Raw genomic sequence first — 12,563 nt, forward strand, 5'->3', positions numbered from 1 at the left:
CCAGACCACGGCGCGGGCGGCGGCCGACGCACGGGGTGGCGCATCCTGGGGCGGTGCGTCACAATGGCGGGCGGAACCACACACGTGTCATCCGGTCTGCTCGTCCCGGGCTCGAGATCGCTGGGGAAGGCGTCGCTCGACGTCGGGACGAAGGAGGTCTGATGACCGCGCACAACTCTGCTCGCGTCACCACGCGGGGTGTCCTCTACGTGCACTCCGCCCCGTCCGCGCTGTGCCCTCACATCGAGTGGGCCGTCGCGGGCGTCCTCGGCGTGCCCGTGAACCTGGACTGGACCCCGCAGGCCGCCCAGGTCGGGACCTACCGCGCCGAGCTGTCCTGGACCGGCGCCGTCGGGTCGGCCGCCCAGGTCGTCTCCGCGCTCCGCGGCTGGGAGCACCTGCGCTTCGAGATCACCGAGGAGCCCACCGCCGGTTCCGAGGGTGCGCGCTTCTCCTCCACCCCCGAGCTCGGCATCTTCCACGCCGTCACCGGCGTGCACGGCGACATCCTCATCCCCGAGGACCGGCTGAAGGCCGCGGTGCTCAAGGCCGCGCTGGGCGAGACGGACCTGCTCGTGGAGGTCGACCGCCTGCTCGGCAAGCCGTGGGACGACGAGCTCGAGACCTTCCGCCACGCGGGCGACGGCGCCCCCGTGCGGTGGCTCCACCAGGTCGTCTGACCCCACGCACGTACGCCGGAGGGCGGGCCCCCCGCGGGGAGCCCGCCCTCCGGCGTACCTGCGTCCGTCCTGCCTCGATCGGCCTGCGACCTCAGAGGGGGATGTTGCCGTGCGCACCGCGGCGCACGCCCTGCGCCTGGGTCTCGGCGTCGATGGCCGCGGCGATCGCCGTGCGGGTGCGCGTCGGCGCGACGATCTCGTCGACGACGCCGATCTCGACGGCCCTCTCCACGCCGCCGGCGATGCGCTCGTGCTCGGCGGCCAGCTCGGCCTCGACCTGGTCGCGGAGGTCGGGGGCGACCTCGGCCAGCTTGCGGCGGTGGAGGATGCGGATCGCGGCGACCGCGCCCATGACCGCCACCTCAGCGCCGGGCCAGGCCAGCACCTTCGTGGCGCCCAGGGAGCGGGAGTTCATCGCGATGTAGGCGCCGCCGTAGGTCTTGCGGGTCACCAGGGTCACGCGCGGCACCACGCACTCGGCGAACGCGTGGAGGAGCTTCGCGCCGCGGCGCACCACGCCGTCCCACTCCTGCCCGACGCCCGGCAGGTAGCCCGGCACGTCGACGAGCACGACCAGCGGCACGCCGAACGCGTCGCACAGCCGCACGAAGCGGGAGGCCTTCTCGGCCGAGAGCGAGTCGAGGCATCCGCCGAGCCGGAGCGGGTTGTTGGCGACGACCCCGACGGTGCGTCCACCGAGGCGGCCCAGCGACGTGACGACGTTGGGTGCCCAGCGGGCGTGCAGCTCCAGGGCCGAGCCCTCGTCCAGCACGCCCTCGATCAGCGGGTGCACGTCGTAGGCGCGCTTGCGCGACTCGGGCAGCAGGTCCTCGAGGTCGGTGTCCTCGACCGTCTCGACGCGCAGCGTGCCCTGGTCGCCGAGGAGCGACGCCGTCGTGCGGGCCTGCGCGAGGGCGTCCGCCTCGCTGTCGGCGAGGAGGTGCACCACGCCCGAGCGGCGACCGTGGGGCTCGGGGCCGCCCAGCCGCAGCATGTCGACGTCCTCGCCCGTCACCGAGCGCACGACGTCGGGGCCGGTCACGAAGATGCGACCCTCGGGCCCCAGCACGACGACGTCGGTCAGCGCGGGACCGTACGCCGCGCCGCCGGCCGCCGGGCCGAGCACCACGGAGATCTGGGGGATGCGGCCGGAGGCCTGCGTCATGATCGCGAAGATGCGGCCCACGGCGTGGAGCGAGGCGACGCCCTCGGCCAGCCGCGCACCGCCCGAGTGCCACAGGCCGATGATCGGCACGCCGTCGGTGAGGGCCCGCTGGTAGGCCGTCACGACGACCTGGCAGCCGTCGACGCCCATCGCACCGCCCATGACGGTGGCGTCGGAGCAGAAGGCCACGGCCCGGGCGCCGTCCACGGTGCCGATGGCGGCCAGCATGCCGGAGAGGTCGTCGGGCGTCAGCAGCTCGAGGCTGCCCTCGTCGAAGAGCGCGGTCAGGCGGGTCAGCGGGTTGCGGGGGTCGTCCTCCCGCGGCAGCTTCGGCTTGACCGTGCGGTTCGCGTTGGGGGACGCGGCCGGCGGGGACGGCTGGGCGGTCTGGGTCATCAGGCGCTCCGGAAGGCGATGGCGACGTTGTGGCCGCCGAAGCCGAACGAGTTGTTGAGGGCGGCGATGTCGCCCTGGGGGAGGTCGCGCACCTTGTCGGCCAGGTCGAGGCCGACGTCCTCCGGGTCCTCGAGGTTGATCGTCGCGGGGACCGTGCGGTGGTGCAGCGCCAGGATGGTCGCGACGGACTCCAGGGCACCGGCGGCGCCGAGCAGGTGACCCGTCATCGACTTGGTGGACGTGACCACCGCGGAGCCGGCGGCGTCGCCGAGCGCGTTGCGGATGGCCAGTGCCTCCGCGACGTCGCCCTGGGGGGTCGAGGTCGCGTGGGCGTTGATGTGCAGGATGTCGCTCGCCGCGAGGTCACCCTCGACGAGCGCACGCTTCATGGCGCGGGTGGCGCCGAGACCGGCCGGGTCGGGCTGGGCGATGTCGTGGGAGTCCGCCGTGACCGCGGCGCCCGCCACCTCGGCGTACACCCGGGCGCCGCGCGCCTTGGCGTGCGCCTCGGACTCGAGCACGAGCACGGCCGCGCCCTCGCCGAGCACGAAGCCGTCGCGCCCCTTGTCCCACGGCCGGGAGGCGGCCGCCGGGTCGTCGTTGCGCTTGGAGAGCGCCATCATCTGGCCGAAGGCGGCCATGGGCAGCGGGTGCACCGCGGCCTCGGTGCCGCCGACGACGACGACGTCGGCGCGGCCCAGACGGATGAGGTCGACGCCCAGGGCGATCGACTCGTTGCCGCTGGCGCACGCGGAGACCGGGGTGTGCACGCCGGCCTTCGCGTTGACCCGCAGGCCGACCGCCGCGGCGGGACCGTTGGGCATGAGCATCGGGATCGCGAGCGGGGAGACCCGGCGCGGACCCGAGGCCAGCAGGTTGTCGTAGTTGGACAGCAGCGTCGTGACGCCGCCGATGCCGGACGCGACCGCCACGGCGAGCCGCTCGGGGTCGACGTCGACCTCGCCCGCCGGACCCGTGAAGCCGGCGTCGGCCCACGCCTCGAGCGCCGCGACCAGCGCGAGCTGGCCGGAGCGGTCGAGACGGCGGGCCTTGACCCGCTCGAGCACCTCGGTCGGCTCGACCGCCACGCGGGCGGCGATGCGCGAGCCCAGGCTCTCGGCCCAGTCCTCGGTGAGCACGCGGACGCCCGAGGTTCCCTCGAGGAGCGCGCTCCAGGTGCTCGCGACGTCACCGCCCACGGGGGAGGTGGCTCCGAGACCGGTGACGACGACACGGGTGCTGCTCATGTGGATCCTTCGCTGGCTGGGGGTACGGCGGGCGGGTCGGTCGGGCCCTGGCTCAGGCCTGGTGCTTCTCGATGAAGCTCACGGCGTCGCCGACGGTCTTCAGGTTCTTGACCTCGTCGTCGGGGATGGTGACGCCGAACTTCTCCTCGCAGGCCACGACGACCTCGACCATCGACAGCGAGTCGACGTCCAGGTCGTCGACGAACGACTTGTCGAGCTGGACGTCCTCGACCGGGATGCCCGCGACCTCGTTGACGATGTCGGCGAGGTCGGTGCGGATCTCTTCGGTGGTGGCCATGCTGGGTTCCTTCCGGTGGGTGGTGCAGGTGAGGTGCAGCCGGGTGCTGCGGGTCGAGCGGTTCTCAGGGGTGCTGCTCAGGGGGTGCTGCTCAGGGGGTGCTGCTCAGGGGACGACGACGACCTGTGCCGCGTAGGACAGGCCGGCGCCGAAGGCGACGAGGAGGGCGAGATCGCCCGAGCGTGCCTCTCCGTCGGCGACCATGCGCGCGAGCGCCATGGGGATCGATGCCGCCGACGTGTTCCCCTGCTCGGCGATGTCGCGCGCGATCCGCACGTGGGCGGGCAGCTTCATGGCCCGGGCCATCGCGTCGGTGATGCGCATGTTCGCCTGGTGCGGCACGAACACGTCGAGGTCCTCGACGCTGATGCCGGCACGGTCGACCGCCTGCTGCGCGGTCTTCGCCATGGCGAACGAGGCCCAGCGGAAGACCGCTGCGCCCTGCATCGCCATGAACGGGAACGTGGGGGAGTCGGAGGCGACGACGTCGCGCCAGTCCGCCTTCTGGCGGATCAGGTCGTACTGCTCGCCGTCCGACCCCCAGACCACCGGACCGATGGCCGGGGTCGTGGAGGGACCGACCACGACCGCGCCCGCGCCGTCCGCGAAGATGAACGCGGTGCCGCGGTCGGTCGGGTCCGTCATGTCGCTGAGGCGCTCGACGCCGATGACCAGCACGTGACGGGCGGAGCCGCCCCGCACCATGTCGGAGGCGAGGGCCACGCCGTGGCAGAAGCCGGCGCAGGCGGCGGAGATGTCGAACGCCGCGGCCTGCTCCGTGCCGAGCCGGTGGGCGATCGCGGTCGCCGCCGACGGCAGGTTGAGCATGTGGCTGACGGTCGCGACGACCACGCAGTCCACCTGCCGCGCGTCGATGTCGGCCGCGGCCAGCGCCTCGCGCGCCGCCTCGACGGACATCATCTCGACCGTCTCGTCCTCGGCGGCCCACCGGCGCTCCTTGATGCCGGAACGCTGCTGGATCCACTCGTCGCTGGAGTCGATCGCCTCGACGACCTCGCTGTTGGGGACGACGCGACGCGGGCGGTAGGCGCCGACGCCCATGATCCGCGCGTGCACCGCCCCCTCCGCGGTCCCGAGGGTCACGCCCGCGGCCATCAGGCGGCACCCGACGGGTGGAGGCGGACCAGGGGCTGGCCCGGGGAGACCAGGTCGCCGTCCTCGACGAGCCACTCGACGACGTGGCCGCCGTGGAGGGCCTTGACCGGCGTGCGGTCGCGGAGGCTGACGATCGAGCCGATGGTGGCGTCGGGGGAGAGCACCTCGCTGGCGCCCGCCTCCTCGTCGCGCTCGAAGGTGCCCTTCGCGGGCGCGACGACCATGCGCCACGTCGGGCTGGTGGTCATGAGGGAGCGCTCGCCGTGCTTGCGCACGAAGTCGCGGGCGTCGTCCAGCTGGTCGGGGGTGTTGAGCGCGAACGTCTCGACGCCCTTCATCGCCCGCTTGGCGATGCCGGTGAGGGTGCCCGCCGGCGGCATCTCCAGCACGCCGGTGACGCCGAGGTCGAGCATGGTCTCCATGCAGAGGTCCCAGCGGACGGGGTTGGCGATCTGCGACACGATCCGGCGCAGCACGTCCTTGCCCTCGTGCACCACACGACCGTCGCGGTTCGAGATGACCGGGATGCGTGCGTCGTGGGTCGACACGGCCGCGGCGAGCCCGCCGAGGTGGTCCACGGCCGGGGCCATGTGGTGCGTGTGGAAGGCGCCGGCCACGCTCAGGGGGCGCAGTCGCGCCCGCGCCGGCGCGTCGTCGGCGAACGCCGCGAGCTGCTCCATGGTGCCGGCGGCCACGACCTGGCCGGGGCCGTTGTCGTTGGCGGGCACGAGCCCGTGCTTCGCGATCGCGGCCAGCACCTCGTCGCGGTCCCCGCCGAGCACGGCGGTCATGCCGGTCGGGGTGACCTTCGCGGCGGCGGCCATGGCGCGACCGCGCTCGCGCACGAGCACCATCGCCTGCTCGGCGGTGATGGCCCGGGCGCCGGCCGCGGCGGCGAGCTCGCCGACGCTGTGGCCCGCGACGGCACCGACCCGGTCGAAGCCGTCGGCCGGGTGCGGGAACAGCTCGAGGGCGGTGACGAGGCCGGCCGCGACGAGGAGCGGCTGGGCGATCTGCGTGTCGCGGATGGTCTCCGCGTCCGCCTCGGTGCCGTAGTGGGCGAGGTCGAGGTCGGCGACGCTGGAGAGGTAGGCGAACCGCGTCGCGAACGTCGAGTCCTCGAGCCAGGGGCGGAGGAAGCCGGGGGTCTGGGCGCCCTGTCCGGGCGCGAGTACGACGAGCACACCCCTACTGTGCCTTGTGGTGTTCCCACCACTCGCTCGCGCCGCGAACGAAGTTGAGGGGCTCTGTGTTGTGGAGACCCTCCAAAACGGGGTTACTGCTCGGTCCCCTCCCGTACTCCCTCCCGCACGCCCTGCCGGCCGAGGGCCAGCGCGATCTGCAGCGTGAAGCCGTCGCGCGGGTCGATCGGCGTGCACCCGGTGACCTCGGCGACCTGCGCGAGGCGGTAGCGCACGGTGTTGGGGTGGACGAAGAGCGCCCGCGCGGTGGCCTCGATTGAGGACCGCTGCGCGAAGAAGGTCGTCAGCGTCTGCACGAGCGCCGAGCGGTGCTCCGCCAGCGGGCGGTGCACGTGGTCGAGCAGCTGGGCGGCGGCTCCCCGCTCGCCGGCGAGCAGCCGCTCCGGCAGCAGGTCCAGTGCGTGGACCGGCCGCGGGGCGTCGGGCCACGCCCCCGCGACGGCGTGCGCCGCCACGGCCTCCCTTGCGGAGAGGTGGGCCGAGGCGAGGTCCTCGACCCACGGTCCGACCACCACCGGACCGTCGTCGAACTGGCCGAGCACGGAGGCGGCGGCGCTGAGCACGCCCGGCTCGCCCTGGGCGTCGTCGGTGCCGGCTCCTCCCTCGCGTCCGACGCCGCCGAGCACCACCACGAGGCGGTGCCCCTGGATCGCGCACAGCACGTCGGAGACGCTGGTGAGGGCGCGGCGGCGTACCTCTCCCACGAGGTCCGGGGCCGAGCGGCTCGTCGCCACCTCGCCGACGACGACGCAGACGCCGCGGCCCTGCCCCCAGCCCAGTGCACTGGCCCGGGACAGCACCTCGGCGTCGGCGTCACCCCGCACGACGCTGTCGACGACGAGGGCCTCGAGGCGCGCGTCCCACGCCCCGCGCAGCTCCGCCGCCCGTGCGTACACGCGGGCGGTCGCGAAGGCGAGCTCCCGCCCGTAGTGCAGCACCCCGGCGTGGACCGCGGCGCGGTCGACCGGCTCGAGGAGGGGCTCGACGTTGGCCTCGACGACGTCGATGGCGAGCCGCACCAGGTCGACGGTCTGCTGGAGCGTGATCACCCCGGCGAGGGCCCGGGGCGCGGCGCCGAAGACGGTCCCCGCGATGACGGTGTCGGCGGGCTGCTCCTCACCGCCGTGGCGCCACCACTCGACGAAGCTGCGGATGCCCGCCTGGATCACGAAGCCCACCCAGGAGCGGTCCTCGGCCGACAGGTCGCGGAACCAGGCGACGTCGGTCTCCATCCGCTGCGTCGCGGCGGTGCTGAGGCTGCCGAGGGACCGCTGCAGCGCGTCGGCCGTGCGCGCGCGGTGCTCGGCGTCGTCCGCCGCCGAGGGGGGCGGGGGCGGAGGGGTGACCACCGTCCGAGGATAGTGGCCGGTCACGGCTGCGTGACGTCTGCGTCACGGCCGCCCGCTCCGGTGGTGGGCCTGGTTGGATGCGTGTCGTCCGGTCGTCACGCGTGAGGAGGACCCGTGGGCACGAACCCGTCCGCTCCCCCCGAGGTCCGGTACGTCGAGGTCCACGGCCACCGGCGCGCCTACGTGGTCGCCGGCGAGGGCCCGGTCCTGCTGCTCCTCCACGGGCTCGGCTGCGACCACACGACCTGGGCGCCCGTCGTGCAGGACCTGGCCCGCACGCACACGGTCATCGCGCCGGACCTCCTGGGGCACGGCGCCTCGGCCAAGCCGCGCGCCGACTACAGCGTGGGCGGCTACGCCAACGGCATGCGGGACCTGCTGACGGTGCTCGGGGTCGACAAGGTGACCGTGGTGGGCCACAGCTTCGGCGGGGGCGTCGCGATGCAGTTCGCCTACCAGTACCCCGAGCGCACCGAGCGTCTCGTGCTCGTCGCCAGCGGCGGGCTGGGGCCGGAGGTCACGCCGTTCATCCGGGCCATCACCACGCCCGGGTTCCACCAGGCGGTCGGCGCGCTCATGCTGCCCGGTGTGCGGCACGCCGTCCTGGGCTCGCTGCGCGCGCTCGGTCACGTGCCCACCGGCCACACGCGCGACCTCCCCGAGATCGCGGCCATCCTCGACACGTTCCGCGACCCCCGGGCTCGGGCGGCGGTCCGGCACGTGGTGCGGCACGTCGTCGACTGGCACGGCCAGGTGGTGACCATGGCCGACCGCGCCTACCTGACCGAGGCCATGCCGATGCTCGTGGTCTGGGGCACCGAGGACCGCGTGATCCCGGCGTCCCACGCCGCCAACGCCGCCGTCCTCGCGCCGCGGGCGCGGGTGGAGCTCGTCCCCGACGCCGGCCACTTCCCGCACAAGGACCATCCCGAGCGCTTCGTCGCGATCCTCGAGGAGTTCGTCGCGGCGACGCGTCCCGCGCCGTACAGCCGCGCCCGCTGGCGTCGCTACCTCACCCGGGGCCCGGCCGCGTCGGTGGCGCAGGCGGAGGCCGGGAGCCGTCCCGTGCGGCCGACGCCGCTGCCCCGCGGCCCCCGAGCGGTCCGCGCCGTCAAGGCCGTCCGGGGCGCCTGAGCCCTCGCCCGGCCGGGGCTCGCCGAAAAAACTTCTGGTGATCCGGGGAACATTCGTCCCCTCCGGTCCCTCCTAGTCCATGAACGACGAGGAACGGCCCCCCGGGGCCGGACCCGCCCCAGGACACCGACACCGCACCGCACCGGAGGAGACCGACATGAGCAACGACACCCCGACGCCCGCCTCGGACAGCGCCACCCCCGGCGGCGCCGGCTCGGCCTACGACACCGACGGTGACGGCTTCGTCGACACCGTCCTCGCCGACACCGACGGCGACGGCTACGAGGAGACCGCGGCGGTCGACACCGACGGCGACGGCGTGATGGACACCGTGCTCGTCGACGCGGACGGCGACGGCTACGCCGACACGGCCGTCTACGACACGGACGGCGACGGTGTCCCCGACTACGCGGAGACCGACACCGACGGCGACGGCTACGTCGACACCTCGGGCTACGTCGCCGACGCCGACGGCGACGGCGTCCTCGACACCGTGAGCGTCGACGGCGAGGGCGGCTACGTCTACGCCTCCAACGCGGAGCCCACGCCTCCGCCCGCGCCCAGCTCGATCGAGTACGACGCGGACGGCGACGGCTACGTCGACACGCGTGAGACCGACACCGACGGCGACGGCTACGTCGACACCGTCGAGACCGACACGGACGGCGATGGCTGGGTGGACACGGTCGCCACGGACACCGACGGCGACGGGTACGCCGACGTCGTGGAGACCGACACCGACGGCGACGGCTACACCGACGAGATCGCGTACGACGCGGACGGCGACGGCTACATCGACACCGTCGAGGTCGACACGGACGGCGACGGCTACACCGACACCGTCGTGCACGACGGTGCGGCGGGCGACAGCGGGCTGGAGAGCACGCTCGACGCCTGATCCGTCAGCACCAGGCTGCACCAGACCGACCCGTGTGCCGGGTCCGGAGAGCGCGGGGGGCTCGCCGGGCCCGGCACCGGTGCGTCAGGAGAGGCCGGCGACCAGCTGCGCGCGGGCGCGGTTGAGGCGGCTCTTCACCGTCTGCACCCCGACGCCCTGGTGGGCGGCGATCTCCTCGTAGGTGAGGTCGGCCAGCTCGCGCAGCACGATCGCCTCGCGGAACTGCTCGGGCAGGGCCGCGAGCGCGCGGCGCACCCGGTCGACGTCCGCCACCTGGTCGGCGTGGTCGCGGAGCACGTCGGTGTCCTCGGGCAGCTCGCTCGGGTCCACCGCGCGTTCGCGGCGACGCCGGGCGACGGCCAGGGCCGCGTTCGAGGCGATCCGGTAGAGCCACGTGTCGAACCGGGCCTCGCCCCGGAAGGAGCCGAGGTGGAGCCACGCCGCGGTGAGGGCGTCCTGGAGGGCGTCCTCCGCGTCCTGGCGGTCGCCGACGACCCGCAGGCAGACCGACCAGAGACGGGAGCGGCGAGGGCGCACCAGGGCGTCGAAGGCGGCCGGGTCGCCGGCCTGGGCCCGCTCCAGCAGCGCCGCGTCGTCGAGGGCGTCCAGGACGGTCATCCGTGCCTCCGGTCGGTGCTGCTGCTGGGGTGCGGGCAGTCTGCCACGCACGGTCGGCTCCCGGGAGGCCTCACCCGCGCCACGGTCGTCCGAGCGCGCGGGCCAGGTCGACGCCCAGGCCGACGTCGCGCGTGGCCAGGTCGAGGCGGCGTCCCAGCGGTGCGTCCGCCGGCCCCACCTCGGCGGCGAGGTCGACCACCACGCCCGGGCGCGGGTCGAGAGCGCCCCCCGGCGATCCGGGGCGCGGGGCGACGGAGGTGACGAGGTCCGCGGTGAGCACGAGCACCGGGGCGTCGCCGCGCTCCGCCACCGGGAGCAGGAGCAGGTACGGCGGGAGCTCGCGGTCGGGTGCCCCGCCCCCGGAGCGGTGGCGACCGCCCGGGAACAGGTAGGGATCGAGGTCGACCTGCCCGCCGCCCGCCGTCTGGAGCGTGACCCGCGCGCGGCGGGTCGGCAGCCGCGGGTCGCGGGCCGCGTCGAGACGCTGGCGGAAGGTCTGCGGGGCCGTGAAGCAGCCGCGCGCGGCCAGCACCTCGAGCACCTCGCGCTGGGCGCTGCTCGTCGCCGACGGCGGGCCGGGGACCGGTGCGGCGGGCGCCGTGACGACCGTCGGCACCGCCACGGTGACGCGGCCCGGGGCACGCGTGATCCACGGCGGGGGCGGGGTCGCCGGCGGCTGCCACGCCGGATCGGCGCGGACGGCGGCCTGCTCGGTCGAGGCGAGACGGGCCCACGCGGTCACCAGGCGGTGCGCCCACTCCGGGCCCCCGCCCTGGCGGGCGACGAAGTCGGCCCGCCACGCCGGGTCGTCGAGCGCGCGCGCCCACGCCGGCTCGGTGCCGAGGAAGGTGCGCACCGGCAGCACCGCCGAGTCGACGTCGTCCGGAGCGCGCAGGGCCCGCGGCCGGCCGTCGGGGGCCGGAGTGAGGAGCAGTGCCGGGTGCCGGGCCACCTGCTCCAGGAGGGCGGGCACCGCCAGGAGCGCGACCAGCACGGGGGGCTGCTCGAGGAGGCGTCGCAGCTCCGGGGCGCCGTCCGCCGCGGCCCGCAGCCGGGGGTGGCCGGCCAGCAGCAGCTCGCCCGCGGTGCGACCGGGCGGTGGCACCTCCGGTGGGGGAGCAGGGCGGGCCGCACCCCGGGGAGGCGGGCCGGGCTGGGCGGAGCCCCCAGGGCCCATCGGACGCGGACGGGCCGGCGGCGGCGCGCTCACGCGCCTCGTGGACGGGTCCGGCGGGGGCAGCGTGCCGCTGCGGGACCGGTCGGGCACCGCCTGCAGGCCCCGCAGCGTGATGAAGCGGCTCGACTCCGCGTCGGCACGTTCGACGACCCGCAGGCGCGTCGCGGTGTGCGCGCCCAGCGCGACGGCCAGGTGGGGCTCCGCCAGGTGGGCGGGGCGACCACCGAGGAGGTCGGCGGCCATCTGGTGCACCCACCGCAGGCGCGAGGATCCGCCGGTCAGGTAGAGCCCGTGGAGGGACGCGGCTCGCACGCCCGCCGCCTCCAGGCTGCGCCCGAGGAGGGCCCGCGCCCGTTCGAGCTCGTGCGCGACGATCTGGTTGAACTCGGCGATCGTCACGGTCACCGCCGTGGTCGACGCGCCTGCGGTGACCGGCACGTCGGCGTACTCCCAGTCGGCGAGCCGGTGCTTCGCCTCGCGTGCCGCGTCGTACAGGGCGTGGAGGTCGGCGAGGTGCTCGGGACGGTCGAGGGCCTCGTCGAGGTCGACGTGGCCCTGCGCCCGCACCTGGGTGCGGACCCACAGCGCGAAGACGTGGTCGATGGTGCTGCCGCCGAGGTCGTCGAGACCGGCGTGCGCGGTGATCTCCAGCGGCGCCGCGGCGCCGGCGCGGTGGTGGAGCACCGCGACGTCGCAGGTGCCCCCGCCGAAGTCGAGGACCGCGACGTCGGCGCCGTCGGGCAGCCGCTCGGCGTCCGCGAACCACGAGACGGCGGCGATCGGCTCCGCGACGAGGGTCACGGGCGCGGTCGAGCCGGTACGCCGCCAGGCCTCCTCCAGCGCGCGGCGGCGGGGACGCGCCCACGTCTGCGGGTAGGTGAGCACGACCCGCTCCGGCTCCGGGCCGGCACGGCCTGTGTCCGCCACCTCGCGCCGAGCGGCGTCGAGGACGTGCCGGAGGGTGGGGGCGACGAGCGCGACGACCTCGACCTCCTGGTCGCCCAGCAGCACGGCGTCCTGACCGATGAGGAGCTTCGGCGAGCCGACGTAGAGCTCGGGCGCGGACCGGCGCCCGGCGAGGGCCTCCGCGCCGACGACGAGGCGGTCGTCGGCCAGCAGCACCGCCGAGGGCATCGTGCCGTCCGGCCCGAGACGCACGCTCCGGGCCGGCCCGGTGTCGAGGCGCACGGCGGCGGTGGTGTTCGTCGTGCCGTAGTCGATCGACAGCGTCCACGCCACGCGTGCGCACCCCCTGTCAGGTCGACGGTCCTCCACGCCCCACG

The 12,563-nt window shown here is 75.0% G+C and carries 11 protein-coding genes; 3 read left to right on the plus strand and 8 right to left on the minus strand.

Annotation, left to right across the window (positions count from 1 at the left end; all coding sequences use genetic code 11):
- The first annotated feature begins 161 nt into the window (after window positions 1–161).
- Window positions 162–680, plus strand: coding sequence for a DUF3145 domain-containing protein (locus PIR53_03770; protein WZH53117.1), 519 nt, complete (start codon window positions 162–164; stop codon window positions 678–680).
- Between the two features lie 91 nt (window positions 681–771).
- Here PIR53_03770 and PIR53_03775 read toward each other — a convergent pair whose 3' ends face one another.
- The 6 genes from PIR53_03775 to PIR53_03800 all read right to left on the minus strand — a co-directional run bounded on the left by PIR53_03775 (window position 772) and on the right by PIR53_03800 (window position 7,453).
- Window positions 772–2,241, minus strand: a complete 1,470-nt coding sequence (locus tag PIR53_03775) for a carboxyl transferase domain-containing protein (protein WZH53118.1) — start codon at window positions 2,239–2,241, stop codon at window positions 772–774.
- On the minus strand, window positions 2,241–3,488 hold the full coding sequence (locus PIR53_03780) for a beta-ketoacyl-ACP synthase II (GenBank protein WZH53119.1): 1,248 nt from the start codon (window positions 3,486–3,488) through the stop codon (window positions 2,241–2,243). Before PIR53_03780 ends, PIR53_03775 begins: the two co-directional genes overlap by 1 nt.
- 52 nt (window positions 3,489–3,540) lie before the next feature.
- A complete protein-coding gene (locus tag PIR53_03785) occupies window positions 3,541–3,786 on the minus strand; it encodes an acyl carrier protein (protein ID WZH53120.1) in 246 nt (81 codons plus the stop codon).
- A gap of 105 nt (window positions 3,787–3,891) precedes the next feature.
- Window positions 3,892–4,902 (minus strand): ketoacyl-ACP synthase III, encoded by a 1,011-nt coding sequence (locus tag PIR53_03790; protein WZH53121.1) that lies wholly within the window; start codon window positions 4,900–4,902, stop codon window positions 3,892–3,894.
- Window positions 4,902–6,086: an acyltransferase domain-containing protein gene (locus PIR53_03795; protein WZH53122.1), complete on the minus strand. Its 1,185-nt coding sequence runs from the start codon at window positions 6,084–6,086 to the stop codon at window positions 4,902–4,904. Before PIR53_03795 ends, PIR53_03790 begins: the two co-directional genes overlap by 1 nt.
- A 92-nt stretch (window positions 6,087–6,178) precedes the next feature.
- Window positions 6,179–7,453 carry a helix-turn-helix domain-containing protein gene (locus tag PIR53_03800; protein ID WZH53123.1) on the minus strand — a complete coding sequence of 425 codons (1,275 nt, stop codon included), beginning with the start codon at window positions 7,451–7,453 and terminating at the stop codon, window positions 6,179–6,181.
- Window positions 7,454–7,567: 114 nt separating this feature from the next.
- On the opposite strand from PIR53_03800, the gene PIR53_03805 reads away from it, so the two are divergent.
- Together PIR53_03805 and PIR53_03810 are read left to right on the plus strand one after the other, a co-directional pair.
- Complete coding sequence (locus tag PIR53_03805; protein WZH53124.1) at window positions 7,568–8,587, plus strand: alpha/beta fold hydrolase; 1,020 nt, start codon at window positions 7,568–7,570, stop codon at window positions 8,585–8,587.
- 157 nt (window positions 8,588–8,744) lie between these two features.
- Window positions 8,745–9,485, plus strand: coding sequence for a hypothetical protein (locus tag PIR53_03810; GenBank protein WZH53125.1), 741 nt, complete (start codon window positions 8,745–8,747; stop codon window positions 9,483–9,485).
- Between the two features lie 84 nt (window positions 9,486–9,569).
- Here PIR53_03810 and PIR53_03815 read toward each other — a convergent pair whose 3' ends face one another.
- Both PIR53_03815 and PIR53_03820 read right to left on the minus strand, forming a co-directional pair.
- Window positions 9,570–10,103 carry a sigma-70 family RNA polymerase sigma factor gene (locus PIR53_03815; GenBank protein ID WZH53126.1) on the minus strand — a complete coding sequence of 178 codons (534 nt, stop codon included), beginning with the start codon at window positions 10,101–10,103 and terminating at the stop codon, window positions 9,570–9,572.
- 70 nt (window positions 10,104–10,173) lie between these two features.
- On the minus strand, window positions 10,174–12,519 hold the full coding sequence (locus PIR53_03820) for an Hsp70 family protein (protein WZH53127.1): 2,346 nt from the start codon (window positions 12,517–12,519) through the stop codon (window positions 10,174–10,176).
- Window positions 12,520–12,563: the final 44 nt, after the last annotated feature.

It is taken from the genome of Nocardioides alkalitolerans (genome assembly GCA_038184435.1).
Lineage (GTDB): Bacteria > Actinomycetota > Actinomycetes > Propionibacteriales > Nocardioidaceae > Nocardioides > Nocardioides alkalitolerans_A.

What these genes read in the sequence shown, in the direction of transcription:
- PIR53_03815 (WZH53126.1), bottom strand. Translation starts at nt 10,103, where the DNA reads ATGACCGTCCTGGACGCCCTCGACGACGCGGCGCTGCTGGAGCGGGCC.
- PIR53_03775 (WZH53118.1), bottom strand. Translation starts at nt 2,241, where the DNA reads ATGACCCAGACCGCCCAGCCGTCCCCGCCGGCCGCGTCCCCCAACGCG.
- PIR53_03810 (WZH53125.1), top strand. Translation starts at nt 8,745, where the DNA reads ATGAGCAACGACACCCCGACGCCCGCCTCGGACAGCGCCACCCCCGGC.
- PIR53_03770 (WZH53117.1), top strand. Translation starts at nt 162, where the DNA reads ATGACCGCGCACAACTCTGCTCGCGTCACCACGCGGGGTGTCCTCTAC.
- PIR53_03780 (WZH53119.1), bottom strand. Translation starts at nt 3,488, where the DNA reads ATGAGCAGCACCCGTGTCGTCGTCACCGGTCTCGGAGCCACCTCCCCC.
- PIR53_03785 (WZH53120.1), bottom strand. Translation starts at nt 3,786, where the DNA reads ATGGCCACCACCGAAGAGATCCGCACCGACCTCGCCGACATCGTCAAC.
- PIR53_03790 (WZH53121.1), bottom strand. Translation starts at nt 4,902, where the DNA reads ATGGCCGCGGGCGTGACCCTCGGGACCGCGGAGGGGGCGGTGCACGCG.